15 protein-coding genes are annotated in these 22,425 nt (G+C 72.9%); 14 read left to right on the top strand and 1 reads right to left on the bottom strand.

Going from position 1 to position 22,425, the window contains the following annotated elements; all coding sequences use genetic code 11:
* Nucleotides 1-13: 13 nt before the first annotated feature.
* The 14 genes from JOD49_RS06595 (at nt 14) to htpX (ending at nt 20,880) form a co-directional block, all read left to right on the top strand.
* On the top strand, nt 14-988 hold the full coding sequence (locus tag JOD49_RS06595) for an AAA family ATPase (RefSeq protein WP_205306466.1): 975 nt from the start codon (nt 14-16) through the stop codon (nt 986-988).
* A gap of 4 nt (nt 989-992) precedes the next feature.
* Nucleotides 993-2,498 (top strand): DUF58 domain-containing protein, encoded by a 1,506-nt coding sequence (locus JOD49_RS06590; RefSeq protein WP_205306465.1) that lies wholly within the window; start codon nt 993-995, stop codon nt 2,496-2,498.
* Nucleotides 2,498-4,993: a transglutaminase-like domain-containing protein gene (locus JOD49_RS06585; protein WP_205306464.1), complete on the top strand. Its 2,496-nt coding sequence runs from the start codon at nt 2,498-2,500 to the stop codon at nt 4,991-4,993. The genes JOD49_RS06590 and JOD49_RS06585 overlap by 1 nt, the downstream gene beginning before the upstream one ends.
* The gene (locus tag JOD49_RS06580) at nt 4,993-6,564 is read left to right on the top strand and encodes an RDD family protein (protein ID WP_205306463.1); all 1,572 of its coding nucleotides are present in this window, start codon (nt 4,993-4,995) and stop codon (nt 6,562-6,564) included. Before JOD49_RS06585 ends, JOD49_RS06580 begins: the two co-directional genes overlap by 1 nt.
* The gene (locus JOD49_RS06575; RefSeq protein WP_205306462.1) at nt 6,561-7,403 is read left to right on the top strand and encodes a PP2C family protein-serine/threonine phosphatase; all 843 of its coding nucleotides are present in this window, start codon (nt 6,561-6,563) and stop codon (nt 7,401-7,403) included. Before JOD49_RS06580 ends, JOD49_RS06575 begins: the two co-directional genes overlap by 4 nt.
* Entirely contained in the window at nt 7,400-9,391 is a 1,992-nt protein-coding gene (locus JOD49_RS06570) for an FHA domain-containing protein (RefSeq protein WP_205306461.1), read from the top strand. Before JOD49_RS06575 ends, JOD49_RS06570 begins: the two co-directional genes overlap by 4 nt.
* Nucleotides 9,388-11,163, top strand: coding sequence for a serine/threonine-protein kinase (locus JOD49_RS06565; RefSeq protein WP_205306460.1), 1,776 nt, complete (start codon nt 9,388-9,390; stop codon nt 11,161-11,163). The genes JOD49_RS06570 and JOD49_RS06565 overlap by 4 nt, the downstream gene beginning before the upstream one ends.
* A complete protein-coding gene (locus tag JOD49_RS06560) occupies nt 11,160-11,855 on the top strand; it encodes an FHA domain-containing protein (RefSeq protein ID WP_205306459.1) in 696 nt (231 codons plus the stop codon). Before JOD49_RS06565 ends, JOD49_RS06560 begins: the two co-directional genes overlap by 4 nt.
* A gap of 102 nt (nt 11,856-11,957) precedes the next feature.
* A complete protein-coding gene (locus JOD49_RS06555; protein ID WP_205306458.1) occupies nt 11,958-16,409 on the top strand; it encodes a type VII secretion EssC family protein in 4,452 nt (1,483 codons plus the stop codon).
* Nucleotides 16,410-16,525: 116 nt separating this feature from the next.
* A complete protein-coding gene (locus JOD49_RS06550; protein WP_205306457.1) occupies nt 16,526-16,798 on the top strand; it encodes a WXG100 family type VII secretion target in 273 nt (90 codons plus the stop codon).
* Nucleotides 16,799-17,009: 211 nt separating this feature from the next.
* Nucleotides 17,010-17,486 carry an LpqN/LpqT family lipoprotein gene (locus JOD49_RS06545; protein WP_205306456.1) on the top strand — a complete coding sequence of 159 codons (477 nt, stop codon included), beginning with the start codon at nt 17,010-17,012 and terminating at the stop codon, nt 17,484-17,486.
* A complete protein-coding gene (locus tag JOD49_RS06540) occupies nt 17,483-18,025 on the top strand; it encodes a hypothetical protein (RefSeq protein WP_205306455.1) in 543 nt (180 codons plus the stop codon). The genes JOD49_RS06545 and JOD49_RS06540 overlap by 4 nt, the downstream gene beginning before the upstream one ends.
* Before the next feature lie 355 nt (nt 18,026-18,380).
* Nucleotides 18,381-19,811 carry an FAD-dependent oxidoreductase gene (locus JOD49_RS06535; RefSeq protein WP_205306454.1) on the top strand — a complete coding sequence of 477 codons (1,431 nt, stop codon included), beginning with the start codon at nt 18,381-18,383 and terminating at the stop codon, nt 19,809-19,811.
* A 193-nt stretch (nt 19,812-20,004) separates the two neighbouring features.
* Nucleotides 20,005-20,880 (top strand): zinc metalloprotease HtpX, encoded by an 876-nt coding sequence (gene htpX, locus JOD49_RS06530; protein ID WP_205306453.1) that lies wholly within the window; start codon nt 20,005-20,007, stop codon nt 20,878-20,880.
* Nucleotides 20,881-21,134: 254 nt separating this feature from the next.
* On the opposite strand, the gene JOD49_RS06525 is transcribed toward htpX, so the two are convergent.
* Nucleotides 21,135-22,418 (bottom strand): hypothetical protein, encoded by a 1,284-nt coding sequence (locus JOD49_RS06525; protein ID WP_205306452.1) that lies wholly within the window; start codon nt 22,416-22,418, stop codon nt 21,135-21,137.
* Nucleotides 22,419-22,425: the final 7 nt, after the last annotated feature.

The raw sequence follows: 22,425 nt of genomic DNA, 5'->3' as shown, positions 1-22,425 counted from the left end.
GAGGAACCCCCTGATGACCACCATGACCCCCGAGCAGGCCGCCTGGTTCGCTCAGACCTTCGACCGTCTGGTCGGCAACATCGGCCAGGCAGTCCTGGGCAAGGCGCACGTGGTGCGCCTGGTCCTGACCTGCATGCTGTCCGAGGGGCACATCCTTCTCGAGGACGCTCCGGGCACGGGCAAGACGTCGCTCGCGCGTGCTCTCGCCGCGAGCGTCCAGGGCACGCAGAACCGCATCCAGTTCACCCCGGACCTGCTGCCCTCCGACGTCACGGGTGTGACGATCTACGACCAGAAGACCGCGAAGTTCGAGTTCCACCAGGGCCCGATCTTCGCGTCGATCGTGCTCGCGGACGAGATCAACCGTGCCTCGCCCAAGACGCAGTCCGCGCTCCTGGAGGTCATGGAGGAGGGGCAGATCACGGTCGACGGCGTGACCCACTCGGTCGGGCGTCCGTTCATGGTCATCGCGACGCAGAACCCGATCGAGCAGGCCGGCACGTACCGTCTGCCCGAGGCCCAGCTCGACCGCTTCCTCATGAAGACCTCGCTCGGCTACCCGGACCACGCGGCCACGGTCGAGATCCTCCAGGGCGCCTCGGTGCGGGACCGCAGCGCGACCCTGCAGGCGCTCATCACGACCCAGGCCGTCGCCGAGATGGCCGACCTCGCGGCAGGTGTCCACGTCGACGGCGCGGTGCTCGAGTACATCTCGCGCCTGGCGGAGGAGACGCGCAACGCCGCCGAGTGCCGGGTCGGTGTCTCGGTCCGTGGCGCGCTCGCCCTGGTGCGCTGCGCCAAGGTGTGGGCCGCGGCGCACGGGCGCAACTACGTCCTGCCCGACGACATCAAGGAGCTCACGCAGCCCGCGTGGGCACACCGCCTGGTCCTCGACCCCGAGGCCGAGTTCGCCGGCGCGACCAACGAGGCCGTCCTCGCGCGCATCCTCGGTGACGTCGCAGCGCCGCAGGAACGCCGGTCGGCCTGACCCGATGACCACGACCGATTCTCCCGTCGCGGCGCGCGGCAACCCGACCGGGCCGGGCGGCCAGGGCGGCCAGGCGGGCACCCCCCAGAACGGCCCCGACCCGGCGTCACGCCCCGGCCAGGACCCGGCCCCGGCCCCGGGCACACCCTCCGGCCGCACGCCGTGGGCGCGACTCCTGGGGCGGCGCCGCCCCTCGACGGCCGCACCGGCGTCGGCGGCCTCCTCGACCGACGGCTCGGCGGCACGCGCACGCCCGACGTTCGCGACGCCGTCGGGCGGGAGCGGTGACGACGGCCCGGGCGCACGCCTGCGCAGGCTCCTCGCCCCGGTGACCGAACCGGCGGCCCAGGGCCTGTCCGTCGTGGCCTCGGTCGTGAGTCCCTTCGGCTGGGCCGTGCTCGTCGGGCTCGTCGCCGCGTGGTGGTCCGGGCTCGCCTTCTCGTGGGTCGAGCTGCTCGCGGTCGCGATCGTGGCGACCGTGGCGATGCTCGGCGCGATCGCGTTCGTCCGGGGGACGTTCCGGTACACCGTGAACCTCGACCTCGGTCAGCGACGCGTCACGGTGGGGGACCGGGCCGTCGGCACCCTCGAGGTGAGCAACGCCTCGCAGCGACCGCTGCTGCCCGCCGTGATGGAGCTGCCCGTCGGGGCGGGCGTCGCGTCGTTCCCGGTACCGCGGCTGCGGCCAGGAGCGAGCCACGAGGAGATCTTCACCATCCCGACGCACCGACGTTCGGTCATCCCTGTGGGCCCCGTGCGCTCGGTGCGCGCGGACCCGCTGGGCCTGCTGCGCCGCGAGGTCGTCTGGACGAACCCCGAGGAGCTGTTCGTGCACCCGCGGACCAAGAACCTGTCGGGGTCCTCGACGGGCTTCCTGCGCGACCTCGAGGGCCGGGTCACCCAGGACATCTCCAACTCGGACGTCTCGTTCCACGCGCTGCGCGACTACGTGCCCGGCGACGACCGTCGACACATCCACTGGAAGACCACCGCCCGTACGGGGCAGCTCATGGTCCGGCAGTTCGAGGAGACGCGGCGCTCGCACCTCGCGGTCGTGCTCTCGACACGTGCCGAGGACTACGCCGACCCCGAGGAGTTCGAGCTCGCGGTGAGCTCGTGCGGCTCGTTGGGCCTCCAGGCCATCAAGGAGGACCGCGGACTGACCGTCCTGGTGAACGACGGCAGCCTGCGCGGTGACAACCGTGTGCGGCTCCTCGACGACCTGGCGCGCGTCGAGACCAGGTCCCTGCGCACGAGCCTCGTGGACCTGGCACGCGTGGCCGGCACGAGCGTCACGGACGCGTCCGTCGTCGCGCTCGTCGTGGGGAGCGCGGTCTCGCCCACCGAGCTGCGGGCCGCCTCGGCCCGACTGCCCCAGGACGTGCGGGTCATGGCGATCCAGTGCGTTCCCGGGGCGAAGGTCAGCCGTCACCGGATCGCCGAGCTCGTCGTGCTCACCATCGGGGAGCTCGGCGACCTCCCCCTCGCACTGCGGAGGCTGAACGACTGATGTCCGAGAACGACACGCGGGGCCGCATGGCCCCGCCGACCGGTCCCGGTGCGGAACCCGGACACCACACGGGCGGGACCGGCACGCGCTCGAACCTGACGACCGCGCGCTCGTCGACCCGCCTGCGCGGGGCGGACGCGCCGCGTGCGCTGCGGATGACGGGGGCCGTCGACGCGCTCGCGCTGGTCGTGATGCTGGGGGCCGCCGTGGTCGGCTTCGGTCCGGCGTGGGGTTCGGCGGGCTATCTCCTGCCCGCGCTCGGCGGGCTGGGGCTGGGGCTGGGCGTCGCGTGGCTCGGCGCCTGGCGGCGGTGGGGCACCGTCACGGTCACCGCGGTGGCCATGGTCGTGTACGTGCTCCTCGGTGGGCCGTTCGCGCTGCCGGGGACGACCGTCGCGGGGGTCCTGCCGACCCTCGAGACGTTCCGGGGCCTGCTGCTGGGCTCCGTGACCGGCTGGAAGGAGATCGTCACCTCGGTGCCGCCGATCCAGTCCTTCCCGGAGCTGGGCGTCGTCCCCTTCCTGCTGCTCTTCCTCACCTCGCTGGCCGCGGGGACGATCGCGTGGCGAGTGCGCGCCGGGCAGTGGGCGCTGATCCCGGTCGTGGTCGTGTTCGTCGCCGTGATCCTGCTGGGGACGGTCGTCCCCGCGATCCCGGTGGTCCAGGGACTGGTGCTCGTCGTCGTCGGGCTCCTGTGGGGCGCGTGGCGCGCGACCGAGGCACGTCTGGGCGAACGCCAGGTCCTGACGGCGGCGAGCGTCGCCGCGACCCGGCGGCTCCGCTGGCACCGTGCGCGGGGCGGCGCGGCGATGCTCGCACTCGGTGCGGTCGCCGCGGTGCTGCTCGTCCCGGTCGTGACCCCGGACACCGAGCGCATGGTGCTGCGTGAGCAGATCGTGCCGCCGCTCGACCTCCACGAGTACGTGAGCCCGCTCGCGTCGTTCCGCAAGTACGCCAAGGAGATGACGGACGACGAGCTGTTCACGGTCGACGGGCTCCCCGCAGGGGCCCGTGTACGTCTCGCGACCCTCGACACGTACAACGGCGTGGTCTACGACGTCTCGAGCGGTGCAGGCTCGGGGGTCTTCACGCGCGCCGGCGACCAGATCGCGACGGTCGCGAAGGGCACCCCCACCGACCTGACGGTCACCATCGGCGACTACCGCGGCGTCTGGCTGCCCGACGTCGGCGCCCTCGCGGGCATCGAGTACACCGGAGAGCGGGGCGAGGCCCTGCGGGGGACCACGTACTACAACTCGGAGACCGGTACAGGGGTCGTGACCGCGGGGCTGCGCCCCGGCGACGCGTTCCGGCTCGACGCGATCGTCGCGCCCGCGCCGTCGGCCGAAGACCTGGAGTCGTCGCGCATCCTGGACGCGAAGCTCCCGAAGTCCCTGAACGTCCCGGACTCGGTCGGGGGCAAGGCCGCGCAGTTCATGGCCGAGGAGACCGACCCGCGCGTCCAGCTCAAGAACCTCGAGACGGGCCTCGAAGCGAGCGGGATCTTCTCGAGCGGCCTCGAGACCCAGCTCCCCTCACGACCGGGCCACTCGGCCGAGCGGATCGACACGCTCCTCGCGGCCGAGGAGATGGTCGGCGACGACGAGCAGTTCGCGGTGGCCCTCGCCCTCATGGCGCAGTCGGCCGGCATCCCCGCACGCGTCGTCATGGGCTTCTACCCGGACCCGGAGGTCTGGGAGGAGGGCACCCCGTTCGTCGCCACGGGGGCCGACGTGCACGCCTGGGTCGAGGTGCCGTTCGCGGGCTACGGCTGGGTCCCGATCGACGCGATCCCCGAGGAGGACAACAAGATCCAGCCCGAGCCCAAGAGCGACCAGGTGCCCAAGCCGCCGGTCCTCGAGGACCCCGAGCCGCCCGAGGAGCCCGCCGACGCCGAGGCCGGCACGGTCGACGACGAGGAGAAGAAGGACGACGCCGAGTCGAACGCCTTCGACTGGGGTCGCGCCGCCCTGGTCGTGGTCGCCGTGACCGTCCCGCTCCTCCTCCTCGCCCTGCCCCTGCTCCTGATCCTCCTGCTCAAGTCGCAGCGCCGGAAGCGACGTCGGTCGGCCGAGCGTCCCGTGGACCGGATCAGCGGCGGCTGGCGCGAGGTGCTCGACGCCGCCACGGACCTGGGCACGCCTGTCGCCCCGGGCGCGACGCGTCGCGAGGGCGCGGGCACGCTCGCCGGGGCCTACCCGGTGGCTGCGGCTCCCACCGTGACGCTCGCACGTTCGGCGGACGCCACGGTGTTCGGCACCGGTGACCCGAGTCCCCAGGAGATCGACGCCTTCTGGAGCGAGGTCGACTCGGTCCTGGTGGGCATGCGGTCCACCAGGCCGCGCGGACAGCGCCTCCGGGCCGCGGTGTCGCTACGATCCCTGCGGAGTGCACGACCGTCCTGGCTCCCCGCCTGGATCCCCGCACGCCGCCCCTCCGGCCGACGGGCGGCGACTCCCACGGCCGCCCCCGTCAAGAAGCCAGGAGACACGTGATGTCCGAGACGACGACCTGCAGCGCCTGCGGCACCGCACAGGCCGCGGGTTCCGCGTTCTGCGCGGTCTGCGGGACGGCGTTCCCCCGGACGGGCAGGCCGTACGAGGCAGCCACCGCCCAGGCGGCCGTGCCCTTCCGTGAGCAGGGCGTCGCGATCACGACCGAGCGGGAGATCGCCTCGTCGACCCAGCGTGCGACGGGTCCGCATCCCGTCGCGCCCGGACCGGTCGCGCCCCGGCCGCCGGGTGGGGCCCCGGTCGCGGGGGTCGGGCGTCGCTTCGTCGCGTTCCTGATCGACACCGCGGCGATCGGGCTGGTCGTCACCGGTGTGCTGCTCGGCGCGCTCGCCGCGACCGGGCTCTCGCCGACCGCGATGACCGAGGTCACCTCGCCGGCGCAGGCCCAGGAGCTCCTGGGCACGATGATGCTCGGCTACGCGCTGGCCGGTGTGGTGGGGCTCGCCTGCTGGGTCACGGTCTGGATCTGGGAGGGGCGCACCGGCAGGACGCTCGGCAACCTCGCCATGGGCCTGCGCTCGGTGCGCGCCGAGGACCGCTCACCTCTCGGCTTCGGGCGGGCAGCGCTGCGATGGATCGTCACGGGGCTCGGCGCGATCGCGTTCGGCGTCGGCGAGATCCTCGTCGCCCTGTCCCCGGCGTTCGACTCGTCGGGACGCAACCAGGGCTGGCAGGACAAGGCGGCCAAGGCTCTCGTGCTCGACGTCCGCGCGGGCACGGCCGCGAAGCAGGCCCACGTGGGCGGGCAGGGCTTCGCGGCTCCCGCCGCCACGCCCCCCGCGGGGACCTACGGACCGCCGCCCACCGCGCCGCCGCCCGCGGGGTCCTTCGGGCCGCCGCCCGCCGACCCGCCGCCCGCGGGGACCTACGGACCGCCGCCGACCGCTCCACCGCCCGCACCCGCGCCGCAGGCAGGCGGGGACCCGTGGGCCTTCCCGACCCCGGCCCCGGTCGAGCGGGGCGCGGGTCCGACCGGACTGATCACCGGCATCCCCGGATCCGCCCCCGCCGCGCCGCACCCGGGACAGGTGAGCTCCCCGGCCGTCGCGCCGTCGTCGGGCCAGGTCCCGTCCACCCCGACGGCGCCCGCGACCTCCGCGCCCTCGCCTGCCTCGGCGGTGGTGGCCCCGGGGCCGCTCGCGGCCGACGAGGACCCGGAGTGGGACTCGACGCGGCTCAGCGTGAGCGAGCTCCGACGGGGGCCGCTCGCCCCCGCGCCGGGCATCGTCCTGGAGCTCGGGTCCGGCCGGCGCGTACCCGTCTCGGCGCGCGCGCTGATCGGGCGCAACCCGCAGCCCACGGGTGACGCGGACGAGGTCCTCGTCCGCGTCGAGGACCCGACCCGTTCCGTCTCCAAGACCCACGCGGAGGTCGTCGTCGACCAGGGGACGCTCTGGCTGACGGACCGCGGGTCGACCAACGGGACCATCCTCACGCGACCCGGTTCCGCTCCTCAGGTCCTGGACGCGGGCGTCCGTGTGGAGGTACCGGTGGGTTCGGTGGTCCAGGTCGGGGACCAGCGCCTCACCGTCCGCGCGGGGGACGCGACATGACGCACCCGTCGCAGGCCGTCCACCTCGTGTGGGGGGCCAGCTCCCACCGGGGCGCGCGCCGACTCCTCAACGAGGACTGCTTCCTCGCCGACCGGTCGGTGTTCTTCGTCGCCGACGGCATGGGCGGTCACGACGCCGGGGAGGTCGCGAGCGCGGCGGCGATCGACGCCCTGCGGCCCCTCGGGGCGCTCGGCACCGTCGGTCCCGAGGACGTGAGGGAGCGGCTCGTCGTGGCGCAGGACGACGTCCGGGCGATCAGCACCGAGCCAGGTCGAGGTGCGGGGACCACGGTGACGGGCGTCGTCGTCGCCGAGCAGCACGGCGTCCCGTACTGGCTCGTGGTGAACATCGGCGACTCCCGGACCTACCAGATGTCCCGAGGAGTCCTCGAGCAGCTCAGCGTCGACCACTCGGAGGTCCAGGAGCTCGTCGACGCGGGAAGGCTCACGGCGACCGAGGCGCTCACGCACCCGCGCCGGCACGTCGTGACCCGCGCGGTGGGGGCGTCGCTGCCGCCCGAGCCCGACTTCTGCTGGATCCCGATCGAGGCGCGAGACCGCATGCTCGTGTGTTCCGACGGGCTGACGGGCGAGCTGTCGGACGAGAGGATCACCGAGATCCTGCTCGCACAGCCCGAGCCCCAGGCCGCCGCCGACCTCCTGGTCAGCGAGGCGATCATCGCCGGTGGGCGCGATAACATCACCGTGGTCGTCATCGACGCGACCGGGGCGTGGCAGGACACCAGCGACGGTTCCACGACTCCTCGGGAAGTCCCGGGTCACGCGGACGAGGACACCTTGCCACGGGAGATCCAGCTGCAGAGGGGTGACAGGTCGTGAGGCTGCGCTACGACACGGGAACGGCTTTCGGGTTCGTCCGGGGTGGCGCGATCGTCGTCCTTCCCGAGGGAGCGTCGAGCGAGCTCGTCCGCGCGCTGTGGGACGGGATCGACGCCGCGGGCGACGCCCAGGTCGAGGTCATCGAGGTGATCCAGACCCTCACGGTCGCCCTGGGGGCGACCTTGCGCACCATGCCGCCGTTCGCGATCGCCGTCGTCTCGGGACGACGCGCCCAGGTCGCGGTGCGCGGCGAGGTGTCGGTCACCCTGAGCACCGCGAGCGATCGTGTCCACATCGACGGCGACGGCGTCTCGACCTGGTCGGAGCGTCTCGTGGAGGACGTCGAGAGGGTCTCGGTCCAGCTCGGGGTCGACGAGGCGCCCGACCTGGTGGCCGGGCCGGGACAGGTGGCCCTCGCAGGTCTGCCGCTGGGAGACGGCGTCGTCCTGATGTCCCGGATCGTGCGCGAGCTCGTCGACGCGCGGGAGCCCTCACCGCGCGGACGTCAGGTCGCGACGAGCACGGCCGACCGCGTCGGACCGTCGGACTCGGCCGACGCGCCGCCGACGGTCGGGCACGACCTCGTCACGGCCGTGCCCGGTGCCGTCGCGGGGCTCTCGGCCACCTCGAGCCCCGAGGAGACCGGAGCCGCTCCGGTCCCTGCGGCAGCGACCCTCCTGGCGGGAGGAGCTGCGACCGGGAGCCTGCCCGGCGCCGTCGGCCACGCTGACTCGGAGGCCGCCGCGGCCGACGACGAGCCCGCCGCGGAGACCGCCGTCGACGCTGCGAGCGAGCCGGTGGACGGACCCCTCTCCTCCGAGACGATCGCGCCGGACGCGACGATCGCCCCCGACGCGACGATCGCACCCCCTGCGGACTCGGAGCCGACGCCACCGACGGCCGCACCCGAGCCCGAAGGCCACGCACCGGTCGAGAGCGGCTACGGGCACCTGTGGGAGTCGACGGTCCTGCGGACCGTCGAGGACGCCGCGATCCGTGTCGAGGAGAACGTCGAGCCGGACGGGGACCTTCCCGCGGGCCAGGCGGCGCCGCGGCAACCCGTCGACGACGGCCGCGCACCGGACGCGTCCGCAGGCCGGGGCCCGGCCGTGCCCGCAACCCAGGGGCCGGGTGGCGCGCCGGTGGGGCTCGACCAGGCGGCGCCCGACACCGACGCGTCGATGATCGACGGCATCCCGCGGGAGTGGACGGGCGCGACGCCCGGTGCGGTCGACCGCGCGCGGACCGTCGAGCACGACGTCGCGCACGCAGGAGCCCCCGGCCCGGGGACCTGGGTCCCAGGGGCCGTCCCGGCCCCGGACCACGTGATGGAGGACCACGACGGGCACACGGTGTTCTCGTCGGTCGTGGCCGACCTGCGGGCCCAGGTCGGCGGACGTGCCGAGCGTGCGGCCCCCCTTCCTCCCGTCCTCGCCGATCCGCCCGGGCAGGGCGTCCTCGACGGGTCGTTCTCGTCCGTCCCTCCCGTCCCGGCCGGTCCGGTCTTCGCGCCGCCTCCGCCCCCGGGCGCCCAGCAGATCCTTGCCCGGGTCTGCCCGGAAGGGCATCCGAACCCGGCGTCGAGGGACATGTGCGGGCGGTGCGGTGCGGTGCTCGCAGGCGACGCGCGCCACGTCACCCGTCCCTCGTTGGGGCGGCTCACGCTCTCGAACGGCCAGGTCGTCGAGCTCGACCGCCCCGTCGTCCTGGGGCGACGCCCGCGGACCACCCGCGCGCAGAGCAACGACCTGCCCCGACTCGTGGCGGTTCCCAGCCCCGAGCAGGACATCTCCCGTTCGCACGTCGAGATCCAGCTCGAGGACTGGCACGTCTTCGTGTGCGACCTCAACACGACCAACGGCACGACCCTGCTGCGCCCCGGGCAGCCGCCGCGGCGTCTGCACCCGGGCGAGCCCGCCATGGTCGCGTCGCGCGACGTCGTCGACGTCGGTGACGGCGTGACCTTCGAGTTCGAGGGGATTCTGTGAGCAGCAAGCGGGCGCCGTCGCCGCCGCCCCTGATCGACGGGTTCGAGTACGTCTCCGTGATCGGGTCGGGCGGGTTCTCGGACGTCTTCCTGTACCAGCAGCAGCGGCCCCGCCGTCGGGTCGCCGTCAAGGTGCTCCTGCACGAGTGGTCGAGCGAGTCGCAACGGGCCGCGTTCGACGTCGAGGCCGACCTGATGGCCACGCTCTCGACGCATCCGTCGATCGTCACGATGTACGAGGCCGACGTCGCCTCCGACGGGCGACCGTACCTCGCGATGGAGTACTGCTCCCGCCCCAACCTCGGTGCACGGTACCGGTCGGAGCGGCTCAGCGTCGCCGAGACCTTGCGCATCGCCGTGCAGATCGCCGGCGCCGTGGAGACCGCGCACCGCGCAGGCATCCTGCACCGCGACATCAAGCCGGCCAACATCCTGGTCACCGAGTACGGCCACCCCGCCCTGACCGACTTCGGCATCTCCTCGACGATGGACGACGCCTCGCGCGCCGAGGGCATGTCGATCCCCTGGTCGCCGCCCGAGTCGTTCGCGGAGAACCCGTGGGCGGGCAAGGAGACCGACGTCTGGGCGCTCGCCGCCACGACGTACACGCTTCTCGCGGGACGGGCCCCGTTCGAGCTCCCGGGCGGGTCGAACTCGAGCGCGAGCCTCATCACCCGCATCGAGTCGACGCCCCTGCTCCCCACGGGCCGCACCGACGTCCCGGCCTCGCTCGAACGGGTGCTGGGCACGGCGATGGCCAAGAACCCGGCGTCCCGGTACCCGACGATGCTGGCGTTCGCGCGGGCGCTCCAGCAGGTCCAGAACGAGCTCTCCTACGCAGTCACCCCGATCGACGTCCTCGCGGACACGGGGCTGACGCAGGAGGACGAGCCCGACGACGACGGTGGCACGCGCCTGCGCGCGATGGTCTCGATCGATCCACGAGGCACGGGTGGTGGCCAGGGGGGCCCGAAGCCCGGTTCGGCGGGCACCCCGGGCCGGACGACGACGGGCACGGCCCCGGTGGTCAGGCTCGACCCGGCCGCGGGCCACCCCGATCCGCACGCCCCCGTGACGTCGAGCGGTCGGTCGCAGGTGGCGACCGCTCCGGCGGCCGCGGCCTACCAGGGAACGCCCCCGGTCACGCCGACGTACGCCGCGCCGTCGCAGGCCCCGGCCCCGGGCGGCTACGTCCCCGCGCGTCCCGTGCCGGGCACCCGCCCCGGTGAAGGCCCCGCGCCGTCGGGGTGGGGGACTCCGGTCGAGGACACCGTGCACCGGGTGCGCCCCCAGGCCGTGGTCGAGCCGGAACCGCAGGAGCAGGTCGCTCGACGGGCGCGCTGGCCCCTGCTGGTCGCTGCCGGCGTGCTGCTGCTCGTGGTCGTCGGGATCTACTTCCTGCTCCCGGACGGGACCGCGACCGACCCGGACACGGACGCGGGCGGGGGGACGACGCAGGGGGAGGAGCCGGCGGACCTGCCGAACGACAACCTCGGCGACCTGGTGCCCCAGGTCGTCGGGATCGAGACGTGGTACGACGAGGGGCAGGGAGCGGCGACGTTCGACGTCGAGCTCCCGTCGGACTGGAAGGAGGGGACGGACACGTTGGCCGTCCGCAGGGTCGACGACCCGCTGGTGACGAACACGTACGAGGAGACCCCCTTCACGCGCATCGCGGTGGAGGCACCGGCGACCGAGCGGGTGTGCCTCGAGATCGTCGTGAAGAGGGAAGGGAAGATGTCCGAACCCACGAGAGGGTGCGTGCCGGAGTGAGCGACCTCGCGATCGAGTTCTGCGGCGAGTGGTTCCGTCCCGTACCGGGCGAGACGTTCGACATCGGCCGCGACGGTGACCTCGAGATCGAGGACAACCCGTACCTGCACCGACGGTTCCTCCGGATCACCCACGAGAGCGGGATCTGGTGGCTGGCGAACGTGGGGTCGTTGATCTCCGCGACCATCTGCGACTCCGGTGGTGGGGTGCAGTCGTGGTTGTCCCCGGGCAACCGGCTCCCGCTGGTCTTCCCCTCGACGTCGATCGTCTTCACCGCCGGACCGACCACGTACGAGGTCATGGTGCAGCTCGCGGGCGCGCCCTACCAGGAGATCCGCTCCGAGGAACCGTCCGGGGGTGCGACGACGATCGGCGTCATCTCCTTCACGGTCAGCCAGAAGCAGCTCATCATCGCGCTCGCCGAGCCCATGCTCCGGCGGGACGGGACGGGACTGTCCGAGATCCCGACCTCCGCGGACGCGGCTCGTCGGCTCGGCTGGGCCACGACACGGTTCAACCGCAAGCTCGACAACGTGTGCGACAAGCTCGACCGGATCGGGGTCAAGGGACTCAGAGGCGGTGTCGGCGCGCTCGCGACGAACCGTCGGGCCCGGCTCGTCGAGTACGCCGTGGCGTCCCGGCTCGTGACCGCCGAGGACATCCCGCTCCTCGACCTGCCCCCGGACGCCTGACCAGCCCTCTGCCGCCGTCGGTACCCACGCCGACGCCGGGGCGGACCTGCACCGCACTGCCCCCCACCGGGTGTCCCTGCCGACCGACCGAGGAACCACATCGTGCGCATCAAGCTGACCCTGCACCGGCCCGACGCGACCCTGACCAACCTCGCGGTCACGGCCGACGCGACGGCCTCCGTCCGCGACGTGGCCGAGGCGCTCTACGCCGGTGACCCGGCGCGGGCCGGCTCGCCGATCCCGGACCGGCTCTCGCTGCAGGTCACCGAGACCGGCTCGACCTCCCAGGGCCGGGTCCTGTCCCCGACGAGCGACCTCATCGAGGCCGGTCTGCGCTCGGGGTCGACGGTGTCGATCGTCCGGGTCTCCGAACAGTTCGAGGCCCCCGGACAGGACCGCGGCCCCGCGGTCGCGATCCTGCGGGTCCTCGAGGGACCTGACGCGGGGCGCGAGTTCCCGTTGCCCGTGGGCACGAGCTACCTCGGACGCGACCGTGACATGGACGTCCGTCTCGACGACCCGTTGGTCTCCAAGCGGCATGCCCGGATCACCGTGGCGGAGCAGATCGAGATCGTCGACACGAACTCCGCGAACGGGCTCGTGATGGGCGGGGAGCGGATGACGCGTTCGACGCTCACCTCGGCCGACACGGTCGACGTCGGCGGTTCGGTCATCGCGGTCGTCGCGCTCCAGCGCAGCGGCAGCCTCGCGCCGTCGAGCCCGATCGTCGAGTTCAACCGCTCGCCTCGGGTCGTGGCCAGGTTCCCCGAGCAGAAGCTCAAGCCGCCCCGGCCGCCGCAGCCCCTGCCGCCCATGAGGTTCCCGTACCTCGCGATGATGGCTCCGCTGGTCATGGGGGCCGTCTTCCTGCTCCTGGGACGTGGCGCGATGGGGCTCGTGTTCATGCTGCTCAGCCCCATCCTGCTGATCGGCAACTACGTCGACCAGAAGCTCGTCGCGAAGCGTCGGTTCAAGCTGCAGGTGGAGCAGTTCACGCAGTCGGTCGCCGCCCTGCGCGAGACGATCACGCGATCTCACGCGGTCGAGCGCGCGGTGCGTCTCACGGAGTCGCCCTCGGTCGCGGACGCGGTCGACGCGGTGCGCCGGTTCGGCGGGCTCCTGTGGACGCACCGCCCCGAGCACACCGCCTTCCTGTCCGTGCGCCTGGGCATCGGACGCGGGCTCTCCCGGACCCAGCTCGACGATCTCGGCTCGAACGACACGCTGCCCGAGTTCTGGAACGAGCTCGAGAAGCTGCAGGCCGAGTGCGCCCACGTCGACGGTGTCCCGGTCGTGGCGCACCTGCGCTCGAGCGGGGCGATGGGGATCGCGGGACCGGCCGAGCAGGCCGACGGCGTCGGTCGCGGGATCCTGGTGCAGCTCGCCGCCCTGCACTCACCGGCCGAGCTCGTGATCGCGGCGATCACGTCCCCGCGCTCGCGCGCCGGCTGGGACTGGCTCGAGTGGCTCCCGCACACGGGCTCGCCGCACAGCCCGTTGTCCGGTGACCATCTCGCGGACAACCCGGGGGCGGGCACCGCACTACTGTCCCGCCTCGAGGAGCTCGTCGAGTCCCGCGGGGCGGATCTCGACGAGCATGCCGAGCTGCGCGGTGAGGTGGACCCTGCCAAGGAGCTCGACCGTCTGCCAGCTCCCGTCCTGCCCACCGTCGTGGTGCTCGTGGAGGACGACGCCCCGGTCGACCGTGCGCGGATGACGCGCCTGGTCGAGCGGGGTGCCGACGCGGGCGTCCACGTGGTGTGGGTCGCGCCGAGCGTCGAGCAGCTCCCTGCGGCCTGCCGCACGTTCGTGCTCACCGGGGACGGCGGGTCGACCTCGGGCGAGGTGCGGGTGGGGCGACACACCTATCCCGTGGCGAGCGAGGTCGTCGACCTGGCGACGGCGCACGAGCTCGCGCGGATCCTGGCTCCCGTCGTGGACGTGGGGGCCACGGTCGACGACGACTCCGACCTGCCGCGCTCGGTCTCCTTCGTGTCGCTCGCGGGCAGGTCGCTCGTCGACGACCCGGATGCCCTCGTCGAGCGATGGCGCGAGAACACGTCGCTCACGGTGCGCGACGGTTCACCGCCCGTCCGCCGCAAGTCCGACGCGACGCTGCGCGCGCTCGTCGGGCACTCGGGGGCCGAGCCCCTGTACCTCGACCTGCGCACCCAGGGGCCGCACGCGCTCGTGGGAGGGACGACGGGAGCCGGGAAGTCCGAGTTCCTCCAGTCCTGGGTCCTGGGCATGGCGGCCGCGCACAGCCCGGACAGGGTCACGTTCCTGTTCGTCGACTACAAGGGTGGCGCGGCCTTCGCGGACTGCGTGGACCTGCCCCACACCGTGGGACTGGTCACCGATCTCTCCCCGCACCTGGTCCGGCGCGCCCTGACGTCGCTGCGGGCCGAGCTCAGGTACCGGGAGCACCTGCTCAACCGGAAGAAGGCGAAGGACCTGATGTCGCTCGAGCGCACCGGTGACCCCGAGGCGCCGCCGAGCCTGCTGATCGTGGTCGACGAGTTCGCCGCGCTGGTCAACGAGGTGCCCGAGTTCGTCGACGGCGTCGTGGACGTCGCGCAGCGTGGCAGGTCGTTGGGCCTGCACCTCATCCTCGCGACGCAGCGCCCCGCAGGAGTCATCAAGGACAACCTGCGGGCGAACACCAACCTGCGGGTCGCGCTCCGGATGGCCGACGAGGGGGACTCGACCGACATCCTCGGTATCCCGATGGCCGCGCACTTCGACCCGTCGATCCCCGGCCGTGGTGCGGTCAAGACGGGGCCGGGCCGGATCACTCCCTTCCAGACGGGATACGCGGGCGGTTGGACGACCGAGCGGCCTCAACGCCCGAGGCTCGACGTCGAGGAGATGGCCTTCGGGACCGGGACCTCGTGGGACGTCCCGGCACCGGAGGTCGCGGAGGTCGTCGACCCCGGGCCGAACGACATCGCCCGGGCGGTCGCCACCATCTCTCAGGCCGCGCGGCAGGCGGCCGTACCGGTGCCTCGCAAGCCGTGGCTCGACGAGCTCGCGACGACGTACGACCTCTCGCTCCTGCCCAACCCCCGGACCGACACGATGCTGCTGCTCGGGGTCGTCGACGATCCGACGACGCAGACGCAGCCCACGGTCTTCTACGAGCCGGACCGCGACGGGAACATGGCGATCTTCGGGACCGGTGGCTCGGGGAAGAGCGCGACGCTCCGGTCGATCGCGGTCTCGGCCGCGATCACGGCTCGTGGTGGCCCGGTCCAGGTCTACGCGATCGACTGCGGCGCGAGCGGCCTGCGGATGCTCGAGGACCTGCCGCACGTCGGTGCGGTCATCGACGGTGACGACCAGGAGCGGGTCTCCCGACTCCTGAGGAGGCTGCAGGGCATCGTCGACGAACGCTCCGCACGCTATGCGGCGGTGCGGGCCGGGACGATCGGCGAGTACCGTGCCATCGCGGGTGCCCCCGACGAGCCGCGCATCCTCCTGCTGGTGGACGCGATCGGAGCGTTCCGCGACGAGTACGAGTTCAAGGCGACCCCCGGGTTCCCCGTCTGGGCGGCGTTCGCGCAGGTCGCCACGGACGGGCGGCAGGTGGGTGTGCACGTCGTCGTGACCGGTGACCGGCCCAGCTCGGTGCCGACGTCGCTCGGCAGCACGATCCAACGGCGTCTCGTCCTGCGGCTCGCCAACCCCGACGACTACCTCATGCTGGGCGTGCCGCGGGACGTCCTGTCGGTCGCCTCGCCGCCGGGCCGCGGCGTCCTGGACCGCAACGAGGTCCAGGTCGCGGTGCTCGGCGGTGACGCGAACGTCGCGATCCAGTCGCGGGAGATCAGCCGGCTCCGTGACGCGATGGTCCACAACGGGGTCTCGGACGCTCCCGTGATCGAGCGGCTGCCCGACGCGATCCCGCTCGCCTCCCTGCCCGCGCACGTGGGCGGGGCACCCGTCGTCGGGCTCGACGACCTCGACATCGCGCCCGTCGGCCTGCCCGAGAAGGGGACCTTCCTCCTGGGCGGGCCGCCCACCGCGGGGCGGACGACGGCGCTGGTCACGATCGGCCAGGCGGTCAAGCGTGCCCGCCCGGGCGCGCACGTCGTGTACCTCTCGCCCCGGTCGACCCCGATCTCGGCGCTCCCCGTGTGGGACGCGACCGCGGTGGGTGCCGAGGAGGTGGCCCGGACGGCCGAGACTCTCCGGGCCGCGGTCGAGTCGGGGGCGTACCCGCCGGCGGGCCTCGTGGTGGTCGTCGAGAACCTCACGGAGCTCACGGGCACCCCGGGTGAGGCCCCGCTCGACAAGCTGGTCCAGGCCATGACCCGTGCCGAGCAGCTCGTGGTCGGTGAGTCGGAGACCTCGACCTGGAGCCAGGCATGGACCCTCGCCAAGCCGTTCAAGGCCGGGCGCTCGGGTCTGCTGCTGACGCCGGGCGACTCCGACGGCGACCTGCTGCTCGGCACGTCGCTCGGCAGGCTCCGGCGTGCCGACTTCCCCGCGGGACGAGGATTTCTGGTGGTGTCGGGACGGGCTCGGAAGATCCAGGTCGCGCTGCCCGAATGAGGCTCGGTCCATGGGGACAGGTCCCCATGTACCGCTACTGCTCGTTGTGGTTGAGTATCCACATCGAGAACACGCCGGTCACCCGCAGGGGGGCCTTGAACAGCAAGGAGTGACACATGAGCAACCAGCTCGGTATGGATGCAGGCGCGGTCAAGCAGCTCGCGACGGAGCTGCAGCGGTCCGCGGAGCAGATCGAGGAGCTGCGCGGTCGCCTCGACTCGCAGCTCGCCGGTGTCTGGTGGCAGGGCCAGGACGGCGACCAGTTCCGTGAGCAGTGGGCGGGAGCCCACACGGCGGCGCTGAAGACCGTCGCGCAGGCTCTCTCGGACGCGGGCCAGGCCGCGAACCGGAACGCCATCGACCAGGAGGCGACCTCCGGGGCGCTCTGACCTGTTCGACCGAGGGGCACGGGATCCAGCGGATCCCGTGCCCCTCGTGCTGTCCACCCCAGGGGGCGCTCACGCGCGGCACCCGACGGTGCCGCTGGGCCCCGTGCCGCCGAGGTACGTCGCCGCCGGGGGGCACCGGTGAGCCTGGCAGACTGGCTCTGCCGACCCGGCCACCTCCCGCCGGTACCGACGAGTCCACGAAGGATGATCCATGAGCAGCGTGCTTGCCTACCCCAGTGCCGACTTCCCCGCCACGGTCGGGGTGAGCATCGACTGCCCGGACGGATGGGTCCCGCTGCCCGAGGTCGCCCTGCCGATCGCGCTGGCCCGGGTCGCGCAGGCGGGGGAGTTCCGTCCCAACGTGATCGTCGTGGTGTCGCGGTCGCGCAAGCCGTTCACGGTGCAGCAGGCAGCCGACGAGGTCGTGTCGAAGCTGACGGGGGTCGAGGGGTTCACCGAGATGGGACGGCAGGACCTCGAGGTCGGTGGGCTTCCGGGCTTCCGGATCGAGGGAGCCTTCCCGGACGCGTCGGGCGGGACGCTCGTCCAGGCGGTCCGGACGACGGTCGTGGATCGTGGCCCGGTCGTGGATCTGGTCCAGGTGACGGGCTCGTGCGCGGGCCACCAGGCCGCGAAGGTGCTGGCGGAGATCCGCGCGATCCAGGAGAGCCTGAGGATCACGGCGTGAGAGCGGCGGTCGGCTCGCCGCAGGTCACGGACGCGGCCCCGCTCGACGTCGTCGTCGCGGCGCTCCTGGCCATCGGGTCGCAGGACCTGCCGTACTCGGCCTCGGTCGAGCCGTGGAAGCACGGTGCGCAGGTCACGCTGACCTGGACGGGCTGGGAGGCCAGGTGGGAGTCCCTGCTCGGTGCGGGGCAGGCGGCCAGGTCCTACCGGCTCGTGGTGCGGCTCGACGCCCGACGCGGGACCTACCGGTTCACCGAGATCAGCGGACGGTCCCGTCGGAGCGTGGCGGCCTCGCCGGCCGGCGTCCACGCCGAGGCGCGCTGGGACGGTCACCGCGGCAAGACCTTCGGTGCGCGGTCGGCGAGCGTGATCGTCGCGCAGCGGGTGACGTCGACGGGGGACCGGGCCTACGAGGTCTCGTATCTCTCTGCCGTGTCGGCGAGCCCGTCGACCGTCAAGGTCCCGGTCTTCTCGACGCTCCGGTCTCTCGACTGGCGGCCGCGGTTCGACAACCGTTTCCTGCGGCTCTTCGAGAACTGAGGGCATGGACGGCCCGAGCGCCGACCCGGGCGCCGACCCGGGGAGCCCCGGGCGTCGGCTCCCGGCGCCCCGGACGCCGCCCTGCTCGGCGAACCGCGTCCGCGCGAGCCGTCGGCCAGATCCGTCGGCCAGATCCGTCGGCCAGATCCGTCCGCCCGATCCGTAACATTCGGCCGGATCATGAGACGGCATTCCATCAGGCGAGACCGGCTGTCAGTGTGAAGGTTCACCTCAGTCGTACAATCGAGTGGTTCTCCCGTTGGCGGCCGCGGACTCACCCGGACAGCCCGCGTGACCGGTCCGCCCACCTCCTGCGGGCCGACCTCCCCTCCTCGACCGGAAGGCGTTCTTTCCTGTGAGCAGCTCTCGTCCGTTGCGTGTCGCCATTGTTGGCGCTGGTCCTGCTGGTATCTATGCGGCGGACATTCTGTCGAAGACGGACGTCGAGGTGAGTATCGACCTGTTCGAGCGTCTTCCTGCGCCGTTCGGGTTGGTCCGGTACGGGGTGGCGCCGGACCACCCGCGCATCAAGCAGATCATCGTGGCGTTGCACAAGGTCCTTGCCCGGGGCGATGTGCGCCTGCTCGCCAATGTCGAGTACGGGGTGGATCTGAAGCTGGATGATCTGCGGCAGTTCTATGACGCGGTGATCTTCTCGACGGGCTCGATCCGGGATGCGGCGTTGGCGATCGAGGGGATCGATCTGCCGGGTTCGTTCGGTGCGGCCGATTTCGTGTCCTGGTACGACGGTCACCCGGACGTGCCGCGCACGTGGCCGCTCGAGGCTCGGCAGGTCGCGGTGCTGGGGGCGGGGAACGTGGCGCTGGACGTGGCGCGGGTGCTGGCCAAGCATGCCGATGACCTGTTGCCGACGGAGATCCCGGAGAACGTGTACCAGGGGTTGAAGGAGTCGCCGGTGACGGACGTGCACGTGTTCGCGCGTCGTGGTCCGGCGCAGGCGAAGTTCTCCCCGCTGGAGCTGCGCGAGCTGGGGCACGTGCCGGACGTGGACGTGATCGTGTATCCGGAGGACTTCGAGTTCGACGAGGGGTCGATGGCGGCGATCAACTCCTCGAACCAGACGAAGCAGGTCGTCAAGACGTTGACGGACTGGACGTTGAAGGACCCGTCGGAGTTCACGGCTTCGCGGCGGTTGCACCTGCATTTCCTGCATGCGCCGGTCGCGGTGCTGGGGGATGGCAAGGTCGAGGGGTTGCGCACGGAGCGGACGCGGTTGAACGGGGACGGGACCGTCAGCGGGACGGGGGAGTTTGTCGAGTGGCCGGTGCAGGCGGTCTACCGCGCGGTGGGGTACTTCGGGTCGCCGTTGCCCGAGATCCCGTTCGACGATCTCAAGGGTGTGATTCCCAACCGTGAGGGTCGGGTCATCGACATCGATGGTGCGCAGATCCCGGGGGTGTATGCCACGGGGTGGATCAAGCGTGGCCCGGTCGGGCTGATCGGGCACACCAAGTCCGACGCGTCCGAGACCGTGCGCCACCTCGTCGAGGACGTCACCGGCGCCGTCGCCGCGTCCGAGGGCGCCGAGGCGGTCGAGGGTGACCTCGAGGCCGGTCGCGTCGCGCCGCACGGTTCGCCCGAGGCCGTCCTGGAGTTCCTGACCGAGCGCGGGGTCGACGTGGTCCAGTGGGCCGACTGGGAGGTCCTGGACGCCCACGAGCGCACCCTGGGGGAGCCGCACGGGCGCGAGCGCGTCAAGGTCGTGCCCCGCGAGGACATGATCCGCATCGCCCGCCGCCAGACCGAGGCAGCCACCGAGGCCTGAGGCAGCCACGCACCGCGACGGCGCCCCGCCCCACCCGGGCCGGGCGCCGTCGTCGTCCCCGGATGACCTGCGAGGCAGCAGGGCGGCCCACCACCGCTGCTCCGAGGCCGGAGGGAACCCCCCGCGTGCGCCGAGCGTTCTCCCGGTGGATGCTCGCACCACGGCATCCTGTGCTCGACGGAAGGGGCTGAGCGTGGGTCATCAGCATTTCAACGGTCTGAAGACCGCAGGGCTCTTCGGGATCATGTGGGTCGTGATCCTGGGCCTGTGGGCCGTGTTCGGACGGTCGGCCAGCACGTTGTGGATCTTCGTCGCGATCGGTCTCGTGACCACGGCGTACGGCTACTGGAACTCCGACAAGATCGCGATCCGGGCCATGCACGCACGGCCTGTGAGCGAGCTCGAGCAGCCCGCGATGTACCGGATCGTGCGCGAGCTCTCGACCGCCGCGCGGCAGCCGATGCCCAAGCTGTACGTCTCGCCCACGCAGGCGCCCAACGCCTTCGCGACGGGCCGCAACCCCAAGAACGCGGCGGTCTGCTGCACCGAGGGCATCCTGGTCCTGCTCGACGAGCGCGAGCTGCGCGGCGTCCTGGGCCACGAGCTCATGCACGTGTACAACCGCGACATCCTCACCTCGTCCGTGGCCAGCGCCATGGCCGGCGTGATCACGTCGCTGGCTCAGTTCCTGCTGATCTTCGGTGGCAACCGGGAGCGGGGCGGCAACCCGCTGGCGGCGATCGCCATGTCGCTCCTCGCCCCCGTGGCCGCGATGGTGATCCAGCTCGCGATCTCCCGGACCCGCGAGTACGACGCCGACGAGGACGGCGCCAAGCTCACGGGCGACCCGCTCGCGCTCGCCTCGGCGCTGCGCAAGCTCGAGCAGGGGACGGCGCGCGCGCCCCTGCCGCAGAACCGGGACCTGGTCGACGTGTCGCACCTCATGATCGCCAACCCGTTCCGCGGGGCGGGGGTCGCGAAGATGTTCGCGACGCACCCGCCCATGGCCGACCGTATCCAGCGTCTCGAGCGCATGGCGGGCCAGCAGGGTGGCATCACGCGCTACTGAGGCGCGGGCGCCCGAGTCTCCCGCCCCGACGGTCTCCGCCGCCCACGTAGAGCCTTGTCGTCGAGGGAGAGGTCCGAAGCCCTCTCCCTCGACGCGTGACCTCTACCTCGTGCCCGGTCCCGGCGAGCCCAGCAGCCGGCCTGCGACGACCGCAGCTCCCCATGCCAGCCCGACGACGAGCGAGGACGCAGGACGGCGCGTGATGCGGCCTGCGGGTGCACCGACACCGACGGGCGGGCGGGCGTCCACGGTCGTCACCGGCGGGACAGGACGTCGACGATCCCGGCCGGACCGCGGACCGGGAGGTCGCCGACGTACCAGTGCCCGTCCGGGCCGGCCACGGCCGCAGGGCGCCCGTCCTGCACGAGCCCGACGACCGTGACCGGGGTCGTGCGCCAGTCGGTGCAGGGGAGTCCGAACCGGAGACCGCCCTCGTCCGGGAGCGCCGGCCGGGCAGCCTCGGCGAGCAGCGCGTCGTCGTCGGACGAGACGCCGCCCGCACCCTCGTCCTGGTCGTCTCCCCACGACTCGGCCGTGTGGAGAGGCCAGGTCGGCACGGGGTGCGGGACGAGCGCGATGGGGCGCAGGTCGTCCACGGTCGCGAGCAGGATGCCCCGGTGCCCCGGGGACCAGGTCGCGACGAGCCGCAGGGGCGGTGCGCCCTGCTCGACGAGTCGGCGCACGTCGCGGCGACGGCCGGCGACCCCTGCGAGCACCACGGCTCCGGCGAGCAGGCCGCCGGCTCCAGGGATGAGTGCACCCGTCGGGTCGAACACGTCGTCGACCCGCTCCGCCCTGCCGGTGTCGCGGTCGAACCGCACCTCGACCGTGTCGCCGACGGACGGTGTCGTGACGGGCAGAGGCACCTCGAGGCGCGTGTCGTCGTCGAGCTCGACGGTCGCGACCGAGGCGCCGTCGGTGAGCCCGACGACCGTGCCCAGGCCGATGTCCGCGGTCGCGCGGAACTGGTCCGCCGCGCGCTGGTCCAGGACGGCGAACGCGACCCCCACCGCCCCGGCCAGCACGAGCAGGCTCCCGAGGACGAGCGGTGCCGGACGGAGCCGCTGCAGGTGGGCGCGGGCGTCGGGGGTCGTGTCCGGCGTCACCCGCGCACGCCCGACGCCCCAGGCGGCGGCGCCGGCGCGCTGGTGCACGGCCATGAGGGTCGACCCGGTCGCGGCCACCGCGAGCACGGCGGCCGCGGTCCGGACGTCTGCCGGCACGACGGGCGCCGGCGCCCCCGCGAGCACGGCGAGCGCAGCGGCGGCCGCCCACGTCGTGACGCGCGGTGCGGCCCAGACCAGCCCGAGCGACGCGAGCAGGACGCCCTGGGCTGAGGAGATCGCCGCTGCCCAGGGGCCCTCCACGTCGGCGAGCGTCGGCCCGGTGGCGTAGCCGTCTCCGGCCTCCAGCATCACCGCGACCGTGAAGGTGTACAGGACGACCGCGACGACGAGCAGCGGCAGCAGCGTTCGCGGTGGGCGGCGTGCCCAAGGGGCGGCTTCCGCCCCGGAGAGGACATGCGTGTCGTGGATCACGGGCGCG

Source organism: Oerskovia jenensis (assembly GCF_016907235.1).
GTDB classification, from domain to species: domain Bacteria; phylum Actinomycetota; class Actinomycetes; order Actinomycetales; family Cellulomonadaceae; genus Oerskovia; species Oerskovia jenensis.
Note: the sequence above shows the minus strand (reverse complement) of the source record. Positions and strands in the feature narration are given on the sequence as shown.